The sequence below is a fragment of the Proteus sp. NMG38-2 genome, assembly GCF_020640995.1.
Lineage (GTDB): Bacteria > Pseudomonadota > Gammaproteobacteria > Enterobacterales > Enterobacteriaceae > Proteus.
Genome location: NZ_CP085481.1, coordinates 3435393 through 3455743, shown reverse-complemented (window position 1 = coordinate 3455743; position 20351 = coordinate 3435393). Strand labels below are relative to the sequence as shown.

16 protein-coding genes are annotated in these 20351 nt (G+C 38.3%); 4 read left to right on the top strand and 12 right to left on the bottom strand.

Annotated elements, in window-relative coordinates:
• Positions 1 to 62 precede the first annotated feature (62 nt).
• Positions 63 to 1727, top strand: a complete 1665-nt coding sequence (gene ushA / locus LG402_RS16480) for a bifunctional UDP-sugar hydrolase/5'-nucleotidase UshA (RefSeq protein ID WP_166539789.1) — start codon at positions 63 to 65, stop codon at positions 1725 to 1727.
• 120 nt (positions 1728 to 1847) lie between these two features.
• On the opposite strand, the gene ybaK is transcribed toward ushA, so the two are convergent.
• The 4 genes from ybaK to copA all read right to left on the bottom strand — a co-directional run bounded on the left by ybaK (position 1848) and on the right by copA (position 8000).
• A complete protein-coding gene (gene ybaK, locus LG402_RS16475; RefSeq protein WP_109409801.1) occupies positions 1848 to 2327 on the bottom strand; it encodes a Cys-tRNA(Pro)/Cys-tRNA(Cys) deacylase YbaK in 480 nt (159 codons plus the stop codon).
• A 34-nt stretch (positions 2328 to 2361) separates the two neighbouring features.
• The gene (locus LG402_RS16470; protein ID WP_227335967.1) at positions 2362 to 3171 is read right to left on the bottom strand and encodes a TraB/GumN family protein; all 810 of its coding nucleotides are present in this window, start codon (positions 3169 to 3171) and stop codon (positions 2362 to 2364) included.
• A 110-nt stretch (positions 3172 to 3281) separates the two neighbouring features.
• The gene (locus LG402_RS16465; RefSeq protein WP_227335966.1) at positions 3282 to 4688 is read right to left on the bottom strand and encodes a YadA C-terminal domain-containing protein; all 1407 of its coding nucleotides are present in this window, start codon (positions 4686 to 4688) and stop codon (positions 3282 to 3284) included.
• 369 nt (positions 4689 to 5057) lie between these two features.
• Entirely contained in the window at positions 5058 to 8000 is a 2943-nt protein-coding gene (copA, locus tag LG402_RS16460) for a copper-exporting P-type ATPase CopA (RefSeq protein WP_227335965.1), read from the bottom strand.
• 134 nt (positions 8001 to 8134) lie between these two features.
• On the opposite strand from copA, the gene cueR reads away from it, so the two are divergent.
• The gene (gene cueR, locus LG402_RS16455) at positions 8135 to 8548 is read left to right on the top strand and encodes a Cu(I)-responsive transcriptional regulator (protein WP_109409590.1); all 414 of its coding nucleotides are present in this window, start codon (positions 8135 to 8137) and stop codon (positions 8546 to 8548) included.
• On the opposite strand, the gene LG402_RS16450 is transcribed toward cueR, so the two are convergent.
• The 5 genes from LG402_RS16450 to tesA all read right to left on the bottom strand — a co-directional run bounded on the left by LG402_RS16450 (position 8502) and on the right by tesA (position 12361).
• A complete protein-coding gene (locus LG402_RS16450; protein ID WP_166539870.1) occupies positions 8502 to 8990 on the bottom strand; it encodes an NfeD family protein in 489 nt (162 codons plus the stop codon). The two genes, cueR and LG402_RS16450, sit on opposite strands and share 47 nt — an antisense overlap.
• A 2-nt stretch (positions 8991 to 8992) precedes the next feature.
• Positions 8993 to 9916 carry an SPFH domain-containing protein gene (locus LG402_RS16445; protein WP_227335964.1) on the bottom strand — a complete coding sequence of 308 codons (924 nt, stop codon included), beginning with the start codon at positions 9914 to 9916 and terminating at the stop codon, positions 8993 to 8995.
• Between the two features lie 37 nt (positions 9917 to 9953).
• Entirely contained in the window at positions 9954 to 10811 is an 858-nt protein-coding gene (locus tag LG402_RS16440; protein ID WP_166539794.1) for a co-chaperone YbbN, read from the bottom strand.
• An 84-nt stretch (positions 10812 to 10895) separates the two neighbouring features.
• Positions 10896 to 11681 carry an SDR family oxidoreductase gene (locus tag LG402_RS16435; RefSeq protein ID WP_166539795.1) on the bottom strand — a complete coding sequence of 262 codons (786 nt, stop codon included), beginning with the start codon at positions 11679 to 11681 and terminating at the stop codon, positions 10896 to 10898.
• Between the two features lie 50 nt (positions 11682 to 11731).
• Positions 11732 to 12361 carry a multifunctional acyl-CoA thioesterase I/protease I/lysophospholipase L1 gene (tesA, locus tag LG402_RS16430; protein WP_227335963.1) on the bottom strand — a complete coding sequence of 210 codons (630 nt, stop codon included), beginning with the start codon at positions 12359 to 12361 and terminating at the stop codon, positions 11732 to 11734.
• Here tesA and ybbA point away from each other — a divergent pair.
• Both ybbA and ybbP read left to right on the top strand, forming a co-directional pair.
• Entirely contained in the window at positions 12332 to 13018 is a 687-nt protein-coding gene (gene ybbA, locus LG402_RS16425; protein WP_109409595.1) for a putative ABC transporter ATP-binding protein YbbA, read from the top strand. The genes tesA and ybbA overlap by 30 nt on opposite strands.
• Positions 13015 to 15456: a putative ABC transporter permease subunit YbbP gene (gene ybbP / locus LG402_RS16420; protein WP_227335962.1), complete on the top strand. Its 2442-nt coding sequence runs from the start codon at positions 13015 to 13017 to the stop codon at positions 15454 to 15456. Before ybbA ends, ybbP begins: the two co-directional genes overlap by 4 nt.
• Before the next feature lie 87 nt (positions 15457 to 15543).
• On the opposite strand, the gene LG402_RS16415 is transcribed toward ybbP, so the two are convergent.
• From LG402_RS16415 to LG402_RS16405, 3 genes are all read right to left on the bottom strand, one after another.
• Positions 15544 to 17706 (bottom strand): ornithine decarboxylase, encoded by a 2163-nt coding sequence (locus LG402_RS16415; RefSeq protein ID WP_227335961.1) that lies wholly within the window; start codon positions 17704 to 17706, stop codon positions 15544 to 15546.
• Positions 17707 to 17882: 176 nt separating this feature from the next.
• Positions 17883 to 18908 (bottom strand): mechanosensitive ion channel family protein, encoded by a 1026-nt coding sequence (locus LG402_RS16410; protein WP_109409598.1) that lies wholly within the window; start codon positions 18906 to 18908, stop codon positions 17883 to 17885.
• A gap of 67 nt (positions 18909 to 18975) precedes the next feature.
• A complete protein-coding gene (locus tag LG402_RS16405; protein WP_227335960.1) occupies positions 18976 to 20235 on the bottom strand; it encodes a CynX/NimT family MFS transporter in 1260 nt (419 codons plus the stop codon).
• Between the last annotated feature and the right edge of the window lie 116 nt (positions 20236 to 20351).

The following is a 20351-nucleotide window of genomic DNA, read 5'->3' as shown; positions in this document are numbered from 1 at the left end:
TTTTTTCTACAGTAGATGCATGGCAGAACCTTCTCAATAAATAATATACATGGGGATATACCATGAGCTTATCTTTTAAATTATCGGCATGCGCTTTGACCGTTTCTTTAGCTATGGCGCCGGCGTTGTCTCAGGCATGGGAAAAGGATAAAACGTACGAAATTACTATTTTGCACACCAATGATCATCATGGCCATTTCTGGCATAACGATCGTGGTGAGTACGGCTTAGCAGCTCAAAAAACCGTTGTTGATAATATCCGTGATGAAGTGGCTAAAAAAGGTGGTAGCGTACTGCTGTTATCAGGTGGCGATATCAATACAGGTGTTCCAGAATCTGACTTACAAGATGCAGAGCCTGATTTTAAAGGTATGAATCTTGTGGGTTACGATGCAATGGCACTGGGTAACCATGAATTCGACAATCCGTTAGATGTTTTACGTCAACAAGAGAAATGGGCAACATTCCCGTTCTTGTCTGCAAATATTTATCAGAAAAGTACAGGTGAGCGTTTATTTAAGCCTTACACCATTTTTGATAAGCAAGGCGTGAAAATTGCAGTGTTGGGCTTAACGACTGATGATACTGTGCGTATCGGTAACCCAGCAAACTTCCCTGATACTGAATTCCGTAAGCCTTCTGATGAGGCTAAAAAAGTTGTAGAAGAACTGCGTACAACAGAAAAGCCAGACATTATTATCGCTGCAACCCATATGGGTCACTATGATGATGGTAATCACGGTTCTAACGCACCAGGTGATGTGGAAATGGCGCGTGCCTTACCAAAAGGCTACCTTGATATGATTGTGGGTGGTCACTCACAAGATCCTGTTTGTATGTCTCAAGAGAACAAAAACTACAAACAAGCTGATTATGTACCAGGAACGCCTTGTGCGCCTGATAATCAAAATGGTACATGGATTGTTCAGGCTCATGAATGGGGCAAATATGTTGGTCGTGCAGATTTCGAATTCCGTAATGGTGAATTCACGTTAAAGCATTATCAACTCATCCCAATCAACTTAAATCAAAAAGTGAAGAAAGACGACGGTACTACTGAACTTGTCTACTACACAGAAGAAATTCCTCATAACCCAGATATGATGAAATTGCTAACCCCTTACCAAGAAAAAGGTGGCGAGCAACTGAATGTTAAAGTTGGTGAGGTTGTTGGTAAATTAGAAGGTGATCGTAGTAAAGTTCGCTTTGTTCAAACCAATATGGCGCGTTTATTACTATCAGCTCAAGCTGAACGTGCTAATGCAGACTTTGCCATTATGAGTGGTGGTGGTGTGCGTGATTCAATTGAATCTGGTGATATCACTTACAAAGATGTATTGAAAGTTCAACCATTTGCAAATGAACTGGTTTATGTTGATTTTAAAGGTGAAGAGGTAGAGCCTTATTTGTCAGCCGTTGCTTGCATGAAAGTAGACTCCGGTGCTTACGCACAATTCTACAATGTTAGCTTAACAGTTGATGCCGATTGTAAAGTCAGCGATGTTAAAATTGCAGGTAAACCATTAGATAAAACCAAATCTTATCGTATGGCGACATTAAACTTTAACGGTATTGGTGGTGATGGATATCCTAAGATTGATTCACACCCTGGTTATGTGAATACCGGTTTTGTTGATGCTGAAGTATTAAAAGGCTATATCGAATCACACTCTCCATTGAAAGCTGCTGATTTCGAACCTAAAGGCGAAATTGTTTACAAAAAATAAGTCTTATCAATAACGCTTATATAGACAAAAGGCGACATTAATGTCGCCTTTTATTTTTGATTTAAGTCACGTTAATTTTTTATTTTGAGGATGTGCCTTAAAATAAAAAATCATTAATGATTATGATTCTTTACGGATTAGTGCAAACTGAGCACCTAATACAGAACCTAAATCTTTTGCTGATAATTCAATATCTAAGCCGCGTTTACCGCCAGAAACAAAAATGGTGTTAAATTCAAGGGCTTGTTCATCAATTACAGTGGGTAACCGTTTTTTCTGACCTAATGGACTTATTCCACCCACTAAATAACCAGTCACTTTTTGTGCAATTTGTGGATCTGCCATATCTGCTTTTTTCGCTTTAAAGCACTTAGCGACAAGTTTTAAATCTAACTGACCAGAAACAGGAGTGACTGCAACAGCAAGATTTTTAGCATCACCATTTAAAGAAACTAACAATGTTTTAAAGACTTGACGATTATTCAAACCCAGTTTTTCAACGGCTTCATCACCAAAATTATGAACATTAGCATCATGCTCATAAGGATGGAGGATAAATTTAATTTTCTGTTTTTCTAATAAGTTTACAGCGGGAGTCATAGTTATTCCTACTTACAAGGTTAGAACAATATGTTTATGCTTGGTGCGTTAATAAATCGATCAAATTCTCTTCACCAAATAAATGAAGGGCACCTACAGTCACTACGTAGCGGCCTGCCGGTAATTTAGATAATATACCTACCCATTTTTGGTTACGGCTTTGCATTAAAATATCAAATACAGCTTTACTAAAAGTATTTGGTAACGGTGGCTGCTTCTCTCTACTATTATAATTTAACCACCAATTGATCATGATTTGCAATGTACGTGCGTTCTCGTGCCAATTTTTTAGTGTATCTTCGAGTAATTGCTGGCCATCTTCAGGGAAATCTAATAACAATGCGACCTGACTCTCAATACCTTCGAGTTCAATAATACTTCTTTCATATTCATTAGCATGTTGGATAACTTGATAATCAATACCATATTGAGGTTGTAATCCAAGTTGCATCGCTTGTGTAGATTGTAAAATTAAGGCGATTTGCCAAAGTGGCTTATTGTCGAGCTGATAAAGAGAAAGGGAAAGATCTTCACAATGCTGTGTTATTTGAGAAAAAAGAGAGCTATTTAAGCGCGTCTCTAATGAGCCTCTAAAAAGAGACGATTGATCAAAAGGTTGTACATCAGTTGAAATGTCGGCTTCAACAATAACAGCATCTGCTTTTTTTATTTCGCTTGTAAGTACATTAGATAGCGGTGTCATTGTTGGAACACCCATATGGATACTACCCACAAGGTGCAAAGAGACATTATTAGGTAGCATAATATCGACAGCGGGATAAGGGTAATGGGTAGTATTTTTTATCCCAACCCAGTGTTTGATTTTCTGAAAAATACCCGTCATTGATATGCTCCTTTGAATATAAAATCACAAGGTTTTAGCATAACGGATTTGTAATGGAATGAAACAACGAAAGCCAAGCTTTACTTAGCTTTCGTTGTTTTTATGTTATTTTACCAGCTTACCCCAACACCGCCAGCAGAGACCCAGCTTGATTCATTCCATGCAGTAGAGGCTCTTATTTTAATATTTTCATTAATACGATATTGCATACCCCAAGCAAGAGCAGTGGCATTACGATAATTACCTATGCCGATAGCGGTACTAAATGTAGCAGAATCGGTAAAAGGTAAATTACTCATTGCTGCCACAGAAGCAATACCTTGGTTGGCGCGTTTTTCAACTTTATAAAAGCGATTTTGAGTATCAGATTTAAAATGTTCAAAATCATTTTTTAATGTTTTAACTTCGCTTCTTGAGATTGATTGTTCCATATAAAGAGTAGCAAAATGGTTTTTTAATGAAATATTGTTTCCATTAATATTTAGATTATCGATATAGTTATCTTTAATATTATCTATGTCTTCTTTATTTATATCAATATCTTTTCTATTGGTATCAATGCCTATTCTATTGGTATCAATATCTTTTTTATTGGCATCAATGCCTTTTTTATTGTTATCAATATCTTTTTTATTGGCATCAATGCCTTTTTTATTGGTATCAATGTCTTTTTTATTGGCAGCAATACTTTCTTTATTGTTATCAATATCTTTTTTATTGGCATCAATGCCTTTTTTATTGGTATCAATGTCTTTTTTATTGGTATCAATGTCTTTTTTATTAGCACCAAAATTGTCTTCATTTGCTAATATTCTTTCTAAATTCATTGCGTGACCAGATTGATTAACTTTGCTCATCATTTTATTAAGCTTAATTTGATTATCAAACTTACTCAGTTCAATATTGTTCTTTTTGATTAACGTAATGATCTTTTTATTGAATTCATTTTCAATTGAAAATAAATCTCCTTGGTTTATTTCATTGTTATTTTCTCCATGAACAATATCATCATATTGTTTAATGGTGAGGTTAGGTAATGTCGTTTGTGCAATCTGTATATCATCATTTGTATGTTCGGCTAGAAAGTGAAGAACGGCTTTTTTATTAAATGAAATATGTGGGGCATCGTTTGATTCTAGTAGATTATCTTTTATTTTATTATAAAAAAAAGAAGCAATTTTTGATCTTATCTCTATATCTTTCGGTGAAATAATTAAACTATTTTTTATTTTAATATTTTCCTTTGTAATACTTTCTCCGAATGTTGTTTTTATATTCCCAATGTGTTTGTTGAGCTTTTCTATTATCTCATCAGTTAATGATATTTTATTTTTTTCTAACTTAACATAATGGTTACTTATTTTTTGATCAAAAGATGAGGGGGATGTGATTATCGTATCTGGCTCAATAGCGATAAATGGAGTTTTATCTGGTGTTATATAATATGTTTCATCTGAAAATACATGAGATGAATAAATTAAAGGTAAGATTATAATAATAGTCTTATTTAAATTCATTTTTAAATCCTTTTAAAAACATCATTTTTGTGTGAGATTCTTTATTTTATTTAAATAATGGTTTTCTACAATAATAAATAGAAATTAAATGAAAATTTGTTCTTTTTTTAAAACTATAATTTAAGTTTATTGTGCCACTAAATTTTAATGAAAAACTTATAATATATTGCTATCCTAGCGTTAAGAGGGCGGAGTAATGACTCTCTTGTATAATGAGAAATTCCTCTTTGACTGGCCGATAGAAATATCGGCTTTTTTTTAACCTTTTGAAAATGCTAATAATGATTAATAGAAAACAAAAAATAAGATAATAAAAAACCCCTTTTACAGATAAGTAAAAGAGGTTTTAGGAAAATACTTTATTAAGTATTATTGTTTGGGTTTAAAACGCAATAGACGGTTTGCGTTACTTACTACAGTGATTGAAGACAATGCCATTGCTGCACCAGCAACAACAGGGTTTAATAACGTGCCTGTAAATGGGTATAAAATACCGGCTGCGATAGGAATACCTAAGCTGTTATAGATAAAGGCACCGAATAAATTCTGCTTCATATTACGTAGCGTACCCTTTGAGATCTCAACGGCATCAGCAACACCATGCAAACTATGACGCATTAACGTGATAGCGGCTGTTTCAATAGCGATATCACTACCACCCCCCATTGCAATACCGACATCAGCTTTGGCTAATGCAGGGGCATCGTTAATACCATCTCCGATCATTGCAACACGACGTCCTTCAGCTTGAAGCTCAGTAATAGCTTGTGCTTTACCTTCTGGCATCACACCCGCAATAACCTGATCAATGCCTGCTTCTTTTGCAATTGCATTCGCTGTAATTGGGTTATCTCCCGTTAACATCACGAGTCGATAACCTTGATTATGTAAACGTTGTAACGCACTTACAGTATCTTCTCTAAGAGGATCGCGAATAGAAAGTAGTGCCGCAATTTTGCCGTCTTGTGCTAATAAAACCGGAGTAACCCCTTTGGCTGCCTGAGAGTCAATTAGCGAATTAACTTCACTAATATCAACACCAGAGTCAACCATCAATTTGGGGTTACCTAAAAGCACTATTTTACCCTTAATTTCACCACTTAATCCCATACCTGCTAATGTACGAAACTTATTTACTTCGGGTAAATCAATGCCTTCAGCGCGTGTTAAAATTGCCTTAGCCAATGGATGATTAGAGCCATTTTCCAGTGATGCTGCCAATGCAAGTGCTTGAATTTCATCTACTTGATTGAAAGTATGAATTTCAGTGACTTGAGGCATACCTTCTGTCAATGTTCCTGTTTTATCAAAGACTAAAGTATCTAGCTTACTGGCTTGTTGTAGCGCATCCGCATCACGGACTAACACACCATATTCAGCCGCACGGCCTACACCTGAAATAATGGACATTGGTGTCGCTAAGCCTAAGGCACAAGGGCAAGCGATGATAAGAACCGTTGTGATAATTACGAGTGCATAGGTAATTTGTGGCGAAGGGCCAAAGAAATACCAAATAGCACCTGCAATTAAGGCAATAATGACAACAATAGGCACAAAAACACTTGAAATTTTATCCGCTAGCTGACCAATTTCAGGTTTACTACTTTGTGCTTGGCGAACTAATTTAATGATACGTGCCAGTGTTGTTTTGCTTCCCACAGCCGCCGCTTTAAATAAAACTGAACCATCTTGAACTGTGGTTCCGGCATGAATAGTATCGCCCACTGTTTTTTGCTGTGGGATGGGCTCACCAGTCAACATGGCTTCATCCATCCACACTTCACCTTGGATAATTTCACCATCAACCGGTACTTTATCACCTGTTGCTAAACGTAATGTCATTCCTTGTTTAACATCAGCTAATGGCATTTCAACTTCACCGTTTTCAGTGATGACCCTTGCTGTAGGTGGCGTTAAATCTAATAGGCGCTCTAGTGCTTTAGATGAACGCTGACGCGCTCTTTGCTCAAGCATATGACCTAGATTGATTAAACCAATAATCATCGCACTGGCTTCATAATAGAGATGTCGAGCTTGAGCAGGGAACACTTCTGGCCATAAATTCACGGTAATGGAATAGAGCCATGCTGTTCCTGTTCCTAACGCAACGAGGGTATCCATTGTCGCACTGCGGTTTTTTAAACTTTGCCATGCACTACGATAGAAATGACCACCAGCAATAACCATAACAAACAATGTTGCAATACCAATACCTAACCAAATACTGTGGTTAGCTTCGGTTAACATCATATTGTCGCCAATCATTCCCCAAATCATGACAGGGATACCAACAACTAAGGCCAATGCAGCTTGCCAGCGAAAACGCTTCATATTAGCAACAGCGACTTCTTGCTGGCGCTCTCTACGTTTTACATCATCTTGAATAATTTCAGCGCCATAACCTGCTTTTTCAATGGCAGTCACTAGTGCATCATGATCAATTTCACCTGTCACTAATGCGCTACGTTCAGCAAGGTTTACACGTACATTCTCAACGCCATCAACGGATTGTAATGCTTTGTGAACCTTGTTTACGCAACTTGCACAGGTCATGCCATCAATTAAAAGCTGAACACTGCTGTCATCATCAATGTCTATTTCTGAGCTATTTTCAATGTCTGCATTTTCAACTGGAATGTCACAAACAGCCGCTGACGATGCTTCCAGTTGTTCATGCATTTGCGTCAGCGGCTCAGTTTTTGGGAAATCAGTACCTGCTAGTTGTGCTTCAAAACCAGCATCTTTAATAGCTGTTATTAATGTCTCTGTGGTAGCAGATCCGATTACTTTTGCATGAGTTAATTCAACTTCAGCACTATCAACGCCTGTTGTCGCTTCAAGTGCTTTTTTGACTGAGCCGACACAATGGCCACAATTTAAGCCTGAAAGGGTTAAATAAATTGTGTTATCTGTGGGGGCTAAACTGGCTTGAAAACCTTCAGCCGTAATTGCTGCAATTAAGGTATCTGCAGTAGCATCGCCAAAAACTTCAGCAGACTCCTTTGTCACATTAACCGCAGCCACACCTTCAACGGCTAATAATGCTTTTTCGGTTTTACCTACACACTTCATGCAGTTAAGGCCACTTAGGCTTAATTTTACATCAGGCTGAGTTGCAATTTTAGCTTCATAACCCGCGTCTTCAATCGTTTTGATTAAACTTTCAGCAGTTGCATCACTGTCAATTTTAGCGTATTGAATAGTCACATTTGACTGTTCTATATCATTGCGAGCATCAAGTGCTTTTTTTACACTGTTAACACAGTGGGAGCATGAAAGTCCTTGTAATGCGAGTAGCGTAGTTTTTGCCATGTTAGTTTATCTCCGAAATAAAAAGCGTTACCTCTATTATTGCGCAATATCCGGTAACTTGCTTTCTTTAAAGGTTTTTTCTTATCAGAGATAAAGGCTAAACCTTTCCGCAAGGGGAAGGTCAAGGGGGAATTTTGAATATTAGTGAAATCGCAAACAAAACAGGATTAACAGCTAAAGCCATTCGGTTTTATGAAGAAAAAGACTTGATCACACCCCCAGGAAGAGGTGAAAACGGCTATCGCTATTATCAGGCACAACATATTGAAGAGTTAACATTATTGCGACAAGCTAGAGAGGTTGGTTTTAACCTAGAAGAGTGTCGTGCATTGTTAATGCTATTAAGAAATCCATCACGACATAGCGCTGATGTGAAAGAAGCGACGTTAAAAAAGGTGGCTGAAATTGAGAAGACTATTAACGAACTTAATGCAATTCGTCAACGTCTTCTCTTGTTAGCCAGTGAATGTCCTGGCGATGATGGTGCTGATTGCCCCATTATCAATCATTTGTCAGGGTGTTGCCACCATCAGAAGCAGTCGGTTTAAGTGGAATAACGTGTAAAGTAATGCCATCAATAGCAATGACTTCGACTTTATCACCCGCTTGTAATGGCGTGTCTGAGTAAACACGCCAACTACCATCGGCTAGTTTTATGCGGCTAAACCCATTTTCTGTATCTGATGACAGAACAGCGTGAACACCAATCAGTTGATGACTTTTCTGATTTAAGTTCTCAGCTTCTTTTGATTGTTTTCTGCGTTTAAGCCAAAGGTGCCAAAGAACAGCACTAATAACCGTTAATATCGCAAATAACACACCTTGAATAGGCCAGTTAATAGGCAGTATCCATGTGATCAACGATACACACAGCGCCGCCATTCCTGACCATAAAAGATATCCTGCTGTTCCTAACATTTCTGTAATTAACAGCAAGCCACCAAGACAAAGCCAGAAAAGTGCGGGGTGAGCACTAATCCATTCAATCATCATTAATTACTCTTGTTACCAGAGTCATTTTTTTTGGTATTAAGGAGCTCTGAAATACCACCGATTGCGCCCATTAAATTACTGGCTTCTAGTGGCATCATGACAACTTTACTGTTGTTGGCTGAGCCAATTTGTGCGAGTGCATCAGTATATTTTTGAGCAATAAAGTAATTAACAGCCTGCATATCCCCTTTAGCAATAGCTTCAGAGACCATTTGTGTTGCTTTAGCTTCAGCTTCTGCGGCACGTTCACGGGCTTCTGCTTGTAAGAATGCTGATTGACGCTCACCTTCAGCCTTCAGAATTTGTCCTTGTTTCTCACCTTCGGCTTTTAAGATAGCGGCTTGACGAATACCTTCAGCTTCAAGGATATCTGCACGTTTAGTACGTTCAGCTTTCATCTGAGCGTTCATTGCAGAAATCAATTCTTTTGGTGGGCGAACATCACGAATTTCAATACGGGTAATTTTGATACCCCAAGGGTTTGTTGCATCATCTACAATCAGTAAAAGACGACTATTGATTTGGTCACGTTGAGAAAGAATTTCATCAAGTTCCATTGAGCCTAATACTGTACGGATATTCGTTAGTGTTAAGTTGATAATCGCAAGTTCAAGATTATTAACTTCATACGCAGCTTTTACTGGGTCAATTACTTGAATAAAGCAGACTGCATCGATGCTGACGTTGGCGTTATCACGAGAAATGACTTCCTGAGAAGGAATATCAAGTACTTGTTCCATCATATTAATACGGCGACCAACACGATCGATGAAAGGAATAAGAATTTGAAGTCCTGGAGTGAGTGTTCGTGTGTAACGACCAAAACGTTCGACAGTCCACTGATAACCCTGTGGAACGGTTTTAACACCGCTTAAAACTAAAATAATAGCGAATAAGATGATAATACCAATGACTATTTCCATATATCTGTCCTAAGTCTGCTTTTATAAGAAAATAAAACTAATAAAGTAAAGAATACACCATACGGCGATATTTAGACGCTAAATTATCATTAGTGCCTAAGGCAGATAAAATATCCATCAGTGTTTTCTTAACTTGGCCATCACCTGCATTTAAGTCTTTTTTGATAAAGCTAAATAGCAATTCTAATGCTTCTTCATTACGGGCGACTTCATGTAATTTTAGTGCAAGTTGAATGGCAATATCAGTATTTGCAGGTTGTTGACTAAAATCATTTTGTAATTGCTGAATTTCTGGGGTATCAGCCGCTTGTTTTTGTAATTCAATTTGTGACAGTAAGCTATGATAATAACTATCTTGATCTTGTAATGGGATAGTGATTAACAGTGTTTGTGCTTCTTCATTTTTATTTAAAGAAACAAGAGCACCAGCTAAAGCTAGTGTAATTTCACTATTTTTAGGCGCGAGTTGATGTGCTTCTTTTAATAGAGGTAAAGCTTCATCCGCTTTTCCTTCTGAAAGAAGTTGCGCTGCTTGTGCTGCTTTTAGCTCTTCAGGTTTTGGCAATACATTGGCTAAAACTTGGCGGACTGCTTCTTCAGGTTGAGGACCTTGGAAACCATCGACAGGGCGACCTTCTTGTAAAATATAAACAGTTGGGATCGCACGTAGACCAAATTGTGAGGCGATCATTTGTTCTGCATCGCAATCCAATTTTGCCAAAATAAATTGATCGGCAAATTCGGCTGCCAGTTTATTCAATGTTGCACCAAGCTCTGCACAATGAGGGCTATGTTCTGAATAGAAATACATCATGACGGGTTTGGTCATGGATTGTTCTATAACTTGTTGAATATTTGATTCATTTACATCAACAATATGTGCAGTTGCTAACATTAACTTGTCCCTTTTTGAGAGTTTTAAATATAGATGCGATTTATAACGCTATTTCATTAATAAGTAAGGGTGAAACCAAAAAAATCAAGCCTTGCCACTTTGGCGACTTAAAATTGCATCCATCAAGGTATCAGGTAGAAAACGCTTTAATATTCTGACAGCATAAGTTAATAGCGTTACGGGATAACGTATCTTAGGTTTTGGACTTTCTAAAGCGTGTACAAGCTTTTTCACGACATCTTCAGGTGTTAATGTGAAACGACTCGCAATCCCCGGATTTTTTACGGGTTTATCTTTCTCAGCTTGAGCAACATTTTCAGTGAAACAAGTTCGTATTGGACCTGGCTCTATTAAACTCACTTTAACACCGGTATGTATTAATTCCATTCTTAAGGCATCAGACCATGCTTCTACGGCATATTTACTAGCTGCGTAAGCGCCTCTGCCAGGTGTTGAGATAACGCCCATCACTGAACTGGTTTGAATAATTCGTCCTTCACCATGGGGCAACATAGCTGGTAATAGTAAGGTAGTTAATTGATGCAAACCAAAAAAATTTGTGGAAAATTGCTTTTCCATTTGTTGGCGACTAATCGCATCTAGTGGGCCGTATACACCAAACCCACCATTATTAAATAATCCATATAAACGACCATTTGTTAGATGAATAACCTCTAATGCCGCTTTTTCAACACTTTGCGCATCATCGAGATCAAGATAAATAGGCTCTAATCCTAGTGTTTCCATGCGTTTAAGATCTTCATCTTTACGGCAAGCGGCAAGGACTCGATAACCTCTTTTCTTAAGCGCTTTAGCTGCACAAAGCCCTATTCCACTAGAACTTCCTGTAATCAATACCGTTTTTTGCATAATTTTACAATTAATCTCGTTTAATCTACGTTAACTACTGTCAGAATAGTCTAACGTGTTAAGTAAGGGGATAATGTTTTATCCATCCATTGCGCAATAAAAGGCTGAGCATCTTCATTGGGATGTATACTGTCGTTTTGCATCCACTCAGGCTTATCTGCGATTTGCTCCATATAAAAAGGAAGCAGAGGGATCGCATTATCTTCTGCAAGTTTAGGATAAATCGCTGAAAATGATTGTGTATAGCGTTTCCCGTAATTAGGTGAAATCATAATTTGCATAAAAAGTGGAGTTGCGCCCGACGCTTTAACTTGTGCAATGATGTTTTGTAGCGCGTCTTTTGTTTGTGCAACAGGGTATCCCTGTAAGCCATCATTTGCACCTAATTCAATTAAAACCCAGCGTGGTTGATGCTGTTTTAATAAATCAGGAAGTCGATTTTGCCCCTGAAATGCAGTTTCACCACTAATACTTGCATTAACCACGTTAATTTCAGGGTGGGTCGTTTTCCAATTATCGGCAAGGCGCTGTGGCCATGCACTCTCAAGAGGAAGACGATAGCCTGCACTCAAGCTGTCACCAAAGATTAAAAAGGTATCAGCAGCAATCGCCTTAAAGCTAAACATCATCATAACGATAAGGAAAAATGTATGTCGACGGAAAAGGTTCTTGAAGTTCATCAGTTAACCAAACAAGTAGGACAAGGTGATAGTCAGATCTCTATATTGCAGGGTGTTGAGTTAGTTGTCGAGCCTGCACAAACAATTGCGTTAATTGGTGAATCAGGATCGGGTAAATCGACGTTGTTAGGAATTATTGCCGGACTTGATGATGGAAGCGCTGGCAGTGTGAAATTAATGGGACAAGATCTCACAAAAATGAATGAAGAAGAGCGTGCTAAATTACGTGCTCAACATGTTGGCTTTGTTTTTCAATCATTTATGTTAATTCCGACATTGAATGCACTCGAAAATGTGCAGTTGCCCGCATTATTAAAAGGTGAGTCCGAAAAACACAGTTATGCTCGTGCGGTAGATTTACTTAAGCTGTTAGGATTAGGGGAACGCTTGCACCATATGCCAGCACAGCTTTCGGGTGGTGAACAACAACGTGTGGCATTGGCTAGAGCGTTTTGTACTCAGCCTGCTATTCTTTTTGCTGATGAACCAACAGGAAATTTGGATCGTAAAACTGGAGATAAAATTGCTGATTTGCTGTTTTCTCTCAATCGAGATTATGCAACAACATTGATTTTAGTTACTCATGACAATGAGCTTGCTGCTCGTTGTCAGCGGCGTTTACGATTAGTTGATGGACAACTTAAGGAGGAGTCATGATTTGGCGTTGGTTCTGGCGTGAATGGCGCTCTCCTGCATTATTAATTGTTTGGCTTTCTTTAGCACTTGCGGTCGCCTGTGTGCTTGCTTTAGGGCGTATAGGTGATCGTATTGATAAAAGTATTTATGCCCAAAGTCGAGATTTAATTGCGGGCGATTTAGTGCTACGAGCATCTTATCCCGTTGATGAAAACTGGCTTACTGAGGCGAAAAAAATGGGGTTAACCCTCAGTCGCCAAATGCAATTTACTACAATGTCTTATGCGCCAGAAGGAGATACACCACAGCTTGCATTAGTTAAAGCAGCTGATAATTTGTATCCACTTTATGGTGAATTAGAAACAGAGCCAGCGGGTTTGAAACCAGAAAAAGGAACTGCGCTTGTTGACGCCAGATTACTGGAACTATTGGATATAAAAGCCGGTGATAAAATTGATGTCGGTGACGCTACATTTACAATCAGTGGCGTATTAATTCAAGAGCCTGATAGCGGATTCAACCCTTTCCAAATAGCGCCACGTATTTTAATTAATCTTGATGATGTCGAATCAACAGGTGCAGTACAACCCGGTAGTCGCCTAACTTATCGCTATATGTTAGCGGGTAATGAGTCCGTAATTGATAGTTATCAACAACGCTTTGATCCTTTATTAAAGCCCGATCAACGTTGGAATAGTTTAAAACAAGACAGTGGTGCGCTTTCACAATCTATGGAAAGAGCAAAAAACTTTCTTTTACTCTCAGCTCTATTAACGTTACTACTCGCAATATCGGCAGTAGCGGTTTCAATGGCACACTATTGCCGCAGTCGTCATACCTTAATTGCGGTACTAAAAACTTTAGGTGCAGATAAACGCGCATTGCGAAAATGGATAGTAGGGCAATGGGGCGTTATTCTTATCGGAGCCGTCATTGTTGGCTCATTGACGGGGCTTCTCTTTGAAAGCATTCTGTTACAAATTTTAGCCCCTGTTTTACCTAAAAGTTTGCCTGAAGCGAGTTTTTTACCGTGGTTTTGGTCAGTAGGCTCTTTATTGTTAATCGCCTTATTAACAGGGTTAAGGCCTTACTATCAGTTAATGGCAACCCAACCTTCTCGTGTATTAAGAAGTGATACCACAGCACCTATCTGGCCTCTGCGTTACTATTTACCACTCGTAGCGTTAATTGTCATTGGTGCTTTAACGCTTTTTGCTGGAACAGGGGTTTTATTGTGGTCAATTCTATTTGGTATCGTTGTTATCGCCTTTTTACTGGGGATTATTGGTTGGCTTGGGTTGTGGGTATTAAAGCAGTTTAAATTTCGCCAACTCAGTGCTCGGTTGGCAGTAACTCGCTTGTTGCGACAGCCTTTTCAGACCATGACTCAACTGGCTGCTTTTGCACTTTCATTTATGCTGTTAACGCTATTGGTGCTGATCCAAGGTGATTTATTAGATAAATGGCAAAAACAGTTGCCAGAAGATAGCCCTAATTATTTTCTGATTAATATGTCCGCACCTCAAGTTCAAGAAATTAACACCTTATTGGCACAATATAACGTCGAACCTACAGACGCCTATCCTGTAGTATTAGCGCGCTTAACGCAGATTAATGAGAATAATGCCAAAGAGTGGGCTGATAAACATGATGCGGGTAATAACACCGTTCGCCGAGAACTTAATCTAACGTGGCATAGCGAATTGCCAAAAGATAACGTGATTGTAGAAGGAACATGGCCACCAGTGGGTAATGGTGTTTCTCTTGATCAAGGTGTTGCCAAACAACTTGAGATTAAACTGGGCGATGAATTAACTTTTGTGGGAGATACTCGAGAGTTTAAGTCAGTTGTGACGAGTATTCGCCATGTCGATTGGGAAAATATGCGCCCTAACTTCTTCTTTATTTTTTCTGAAGAAGGATTAAATAATCAACCAGAAAAATGGATGAGTAGTTTTTATTATAATGGAGATGGTGCGTTAATTACGGCGCTTAATCGGCAATTCCCAACCGTAAGCGTGTTAGATACAGGCGCATTAATTCAGCAAGTGCAACAAATCTTACAGCAAGTCAGTCGCGCATTAGAGATTATGGTTGGGTTGGTGATGATTTGTGGTGCATTATTATTAATTGCTCAAATTCAGGTAGGAATGACACAACGACGCATTGAGCTGGTGGTTTATCGCACACTGGGTGCGGGTAAATTATTATTACGACGCACTCTTTGGGCGGAGTTTGCTTTATTAGGCTTAATGGCTGGTTTAGCCGCAGCCATTGGCGCTGAGATGGCATTAGGTCTATTGCAGAAATTTGTATTTAATTTTTCTTGGCAGCCTCAATGGGGAATGTGGCTTACTGTACCTATTATCGCGGCACTTCTATTGTCGCTGTGCGGTAGTATTTTAGGTGTAAGGCTGTTGCAAGATAAAGGGCAATACCGCCGGATCCAAGGTGAGTAGTGAAAAGAAACAAGAGCTATAAATAAAGTTAAATAAAAATGCTGATGCCATCAAACATCAGCATTTTTTTATGGGGAAAATAAAGCATTATTCTTTTATAACATAAGCATAAATACGCTTACTACCATCATCTTCATTATAAATATAAACACCCTGAAGTTCCGTTGAAAAACCCGGAAGCTGGTTAATGGTTACTTCAAGGGCTTGGAAATAACGCAACACAGCACCTCCCCAAACTTCACCAGGAACTGTACATAAAACACCCGGTGGATAAGGTAAAGCACCTTCTGCAGCAATTCTGCCGTCTAATTGACTTAAAGGTAAAAACTCTACATTGCCACGTACAAATTCAATATTAGCTTGTTGAGGGGTTAGCGCTCGCTTAGGAAAATGATTTTTTCTAAACATCTGTTTTTGCAGTAATTTGATATTGTATTTGATACAAATATCATGCATTTCCTGACAGAGTTGACGCAAGGTATAACCTTGATAACGAGATTGATAACGACGACAAACAGAAGGTAATACCTGTTCTAATGGGGAGTCATCAATTAGCCGTTTTTCAAATCCCATAATTAATGAAATTAAGCGCTCAAATTTATCATTATGCTCTGCGGGGGTGAGTAAAAATAAAATAGAATTTAAATCACTTTTTTCAGGAATAACGCCATGTTCCCGCAAATAGTTTGCCAAAATAGATGCTGGCACACCAAAGGATTCATATTCTCCAGTATGAGGATCGATCCCCGGCGTTGTAAGCATTAATTTGCAAGGATCAACAAAGTATTGATTGGTGGCATAACCTTCAAATGAGTGCCAATTATCATTAGGAACAAAGTTGAAAAAGCGTTGATCGTGAGCGATTTCATCTGTGTCGTGATCTTGCCAAGCAATACCATCAATAACTTCAGGAATAAATGGCTTAATAAACTGGCACTGTCTAAGTAAGGATTTACGGGCCTCAACGCCTTGCTTAACACAATTCATCCACATAGCTTCACCGCTTTTGCCCGAATGCATCTTTGCATTGACATCTAGAGCTGCAAAAAGAGGGTAAAAAGGGCTGGTGGATGCATGCATCATAAAGGCATTATTCATACGCTTATGATTAACATATCGAGATTGTCCTTTGATATGCGCATCTTTTTTATGGATCTGCGAGGTTTGTGAGAAGCCAGCTAGTTGCTTATGGACAGATTGAGTGACGAGAATACCAGGATCGTTTTCATTGAGCGTCAGTAACAAAGGCGAACACTGTTTCATCATTGGGATAAATTGTTCATAACCGACCCAAGCAGAATCAAATAAAATGTAATCACAAAGATGACCAATTTTATCAACAACTTGTCTGGCATTGTAAATAGTACCGTCATAAGTGCCTAGTTGAATAACGGCCAAACGAAAAGGACGCTTATCGAATTGGCGTTCAGGCGTAATCTCTGCAATTTGTTGGCGTAAATAGCTTTCTTCAAAGCAATGTGCATCAATACCACCGATAAAACCAAAAGGATTGCGAGCTGTTTCTAAATAAATAGGGGTTGCACCCGCTTGAATAAGTGCGCCATGGTGATTAGATTTATGATTATTTCTATCAAATAACACTAAATCATTTGGTGCCAATAATGCATTTAAGGCAACTTTATTGGAAGAGGAAGTTCCATTTAAGACAAAATAGGTTTTATCTGCATTAAATACTTGTGCTGCATAGGCTTGTGCATCGTAAGGTGCACCTTCATGAATAAGTAAATCTCCCATTTCCACATCAGCATTACAAAGATCAGAGCGAAATAGATTTTCACCAAAATATTGATAAAATTGCTCACCGGCAGGATGGCGTCGGAAAAACTCACCACCTTGATGCCCAGGGCAATCAAAAGCAACATTTTTTTCAGCAACATAATTAACTAAGCGTGAGAAAAACGGTGTAGTTAGATTTTCTTCATATTGATGAGCTGCTTTATTGATCAAAATACTATTCTTTTGATGTGCGCTTTCATCTGTAATGACAACACCCGAAACTTGATTAAGTAAGTCAGCACCAATGCTATCGTTAAGATCAACAGCAATAAAGATAGGTAATTCAAAGCCTGTTTGTTGAATACGTGCTAATTCACCTAACTCAATATCTGGCAATGACAATATCACCGCTGATACTTGCGTTAAATTTGCATCAACAATATCAATAATAGGGCGTTCACACGAAAAATAGTGTGAAAGCGAGGGGCGACACGCCAACTTCATTTTTTTCATTACACTCGTGTTTAATCAATCGGAGAATTGGCGAACAATATACTTGGTTGTGAATATGATTGAAATAAATTAAAGCAATAAGATTGATAATTTTATGCATAATAAATGCATAACTTACCGTTATTGGTGATTGGCAAATGGATAAGTTTATAAGAGGCTAAACTTATCCATTTCTATTATTGTGGGATAGAAGACGATTTTTCGATATAAATTGTTTGAGATGGAAATGCAAAATCAGCGCCATGTTTATGCACAATCTCAATCATCTTCAAATAAACTTCCTGCTGAGCTTCAAGCCACTGCGCCCAGACAGTTGTTTTGGTAAAACAATACACCATGATATTGAGTGAAGAGTCTGCAAATTGATTAAAATAGACTAACAAGGTTTGTTGCGTATCAATTTTGTCATTTTGCATTAGCATGGTGCGGATATCTTCAACAATCACACCAATTTTATCTGAATCTTCGTAACGTAAACCGAGTTCAGTTTCAATACGTCGATTAGTCATTCGGCCCGGATTTTCTACACTAATAGAGGAAAAAATTGAGTTAGGGATATAAAGTGGTCGATGATCGAAAGTAATAATTTTAGTAATACGCCAACCAATTTCTACTACCGTACCTTCAATATTACGATCAGGTGAGCGCACCCAGTCACCAATATTAAAAGGGCGATCGAAATAGAGCATAACACCAGAAAAAAGGTTACTGAGTACATCTTTACTTGCCATACCAATGGCAATACCACCTAATCCGCCAAAAGTCATTAAGCCAGATAAGCTCATACCAAAATGCTCACCAAACAATAAGATGATGATGACAAAAAGGGTAATTTTAAATATCCGAGAAATAATACGGGCAGAAGTGGGATCACTACCTTTTCTAATCTGTGATTGCTCTAATCTATTAATAAGTAAGAAAAACTTACGCATTAAAACTAAGGCTATGCCAACGTAAGTAAAGAAATTAATCATCCTAAAAGAGATAAAATGGAGATTAAAATCAACAACAGCCATTTCACAGTATTGGCTTAAGATAATTACTAAACTACAAAGGAAGATGGCTTGGCTAATATGAATAATAATATTTCTACGACGTTTTTTCTTTTTGTCATGAAAAAGAGAGACGGCGACAAAACCAATAAAACAGGCTAAAGCAATGCCTACACCTATTGAGTATTTTATTATTAATGCATCATTCATCAGCTTAACATCTCCTTAGAAAATGCGTTTGTATAATACGTGATCTATTACCATGTTTATTTAATCGTTATTTTTTCTGTTCACTAGCATGCTGAAATTTAGGGTAAGCCGGTGGTTTCATAAAGAGTGTTACCGCAAGGATCAATAGCACAGGTATAGTTAAAATTAAGAATGCAGGCGTGAAACTCCCTGAGATGTCTTTTATTGCACCCGCAAAGAACGGCGCTAAACAAGCAAGCGTCGAAATTAAATTCATGACTGAAAAGAGTTCGAGATAAGGAGAGCGACCAAAGTAGTTAGCCAGTAATATACTTGATGCTAAAAAGGTCATTCCATAACCGATACCGACACAAACTGTAAACAGGATCAGATAAACCCAAGAGTTTGCCATGCTGAGTGCTAACAGCCCAATAATGATAATACTTAAACTAGCAATAAGTAATTTTTTAGGCTCTAGCCATTCACCAATCGCGCCACCGGCTAAGCGTGAGAAAGCGTTGATAAATGCCATGCTACTTAATAAGGTCGCGGCAATGGTTTCGCCAAAGCCATTTTCAATAATATGAGCAACTGCAAAGCTATTAACGGTAATACCGCACCATAAAAAAGCAGTATAAGTGGCAGCGATTACATAAAATTGCCATGTTCTCAAAGCATGGCGTGCCGTCCAAATTTCTTTAGTTTGATAGATACGTTTTGTGCTTTGGAGTTGGCTAATTCTTTTGGCATGCTCTTGCTCTTTACTTCCTTCACGTAAAAAGAGAATAGTGAAAAGAGTAACAACGGTAAGAGTGATCGCTGAAATAAGCCAATGCATACGCCATGTATGCCATAAATGCGTGGCTAAAAAGTAGATCCAAGGCCCCGCCACACCACCTAATCCGCCAATAGTGAAATAAACACCGAAGGCAAAAGATTGTTTTTCAAATAAACGAGAAATTACGTAAGTTCCGGGTACTGTTGCAAGTAAGGTAAAACCAATACCTAATAGTGCAGTACCAAGGAAATATCGAGCAATGGTGTAGGTTTCATAAAGAAAATAAAAACCGCTGACGAAAATCATCAGTCCAATAAGAAGGGTAAAGCGAACACTTAATTTACGAATAAGTAAGGTGGGTAAAAAGCTAGCAAGACCACAGGTTAATCCTAATAACGTAAAACCAAGGCCCGCTTGAGTCCAATTCCACTCTAGCTCATTTATCATGCTAGGAAGAACAACACCCAAAGATGTAAATGTGGTAGCGGTAGCTAAAAAATAGACCAAACCCAGTAATATCAGCATACTCCACTGATAAATGGGCCCAAAACTCTGTTGTGTGGCTTGCATCCTGACTCCATTAAACGGGTGCAGTAACCTGAATAATCAGGAGAAAATAGCGAATAACAGACCTCTTTAATCAAGGTCTGTTCGTTTAAAGGCTATTATTCTCTAACTTTATGAGT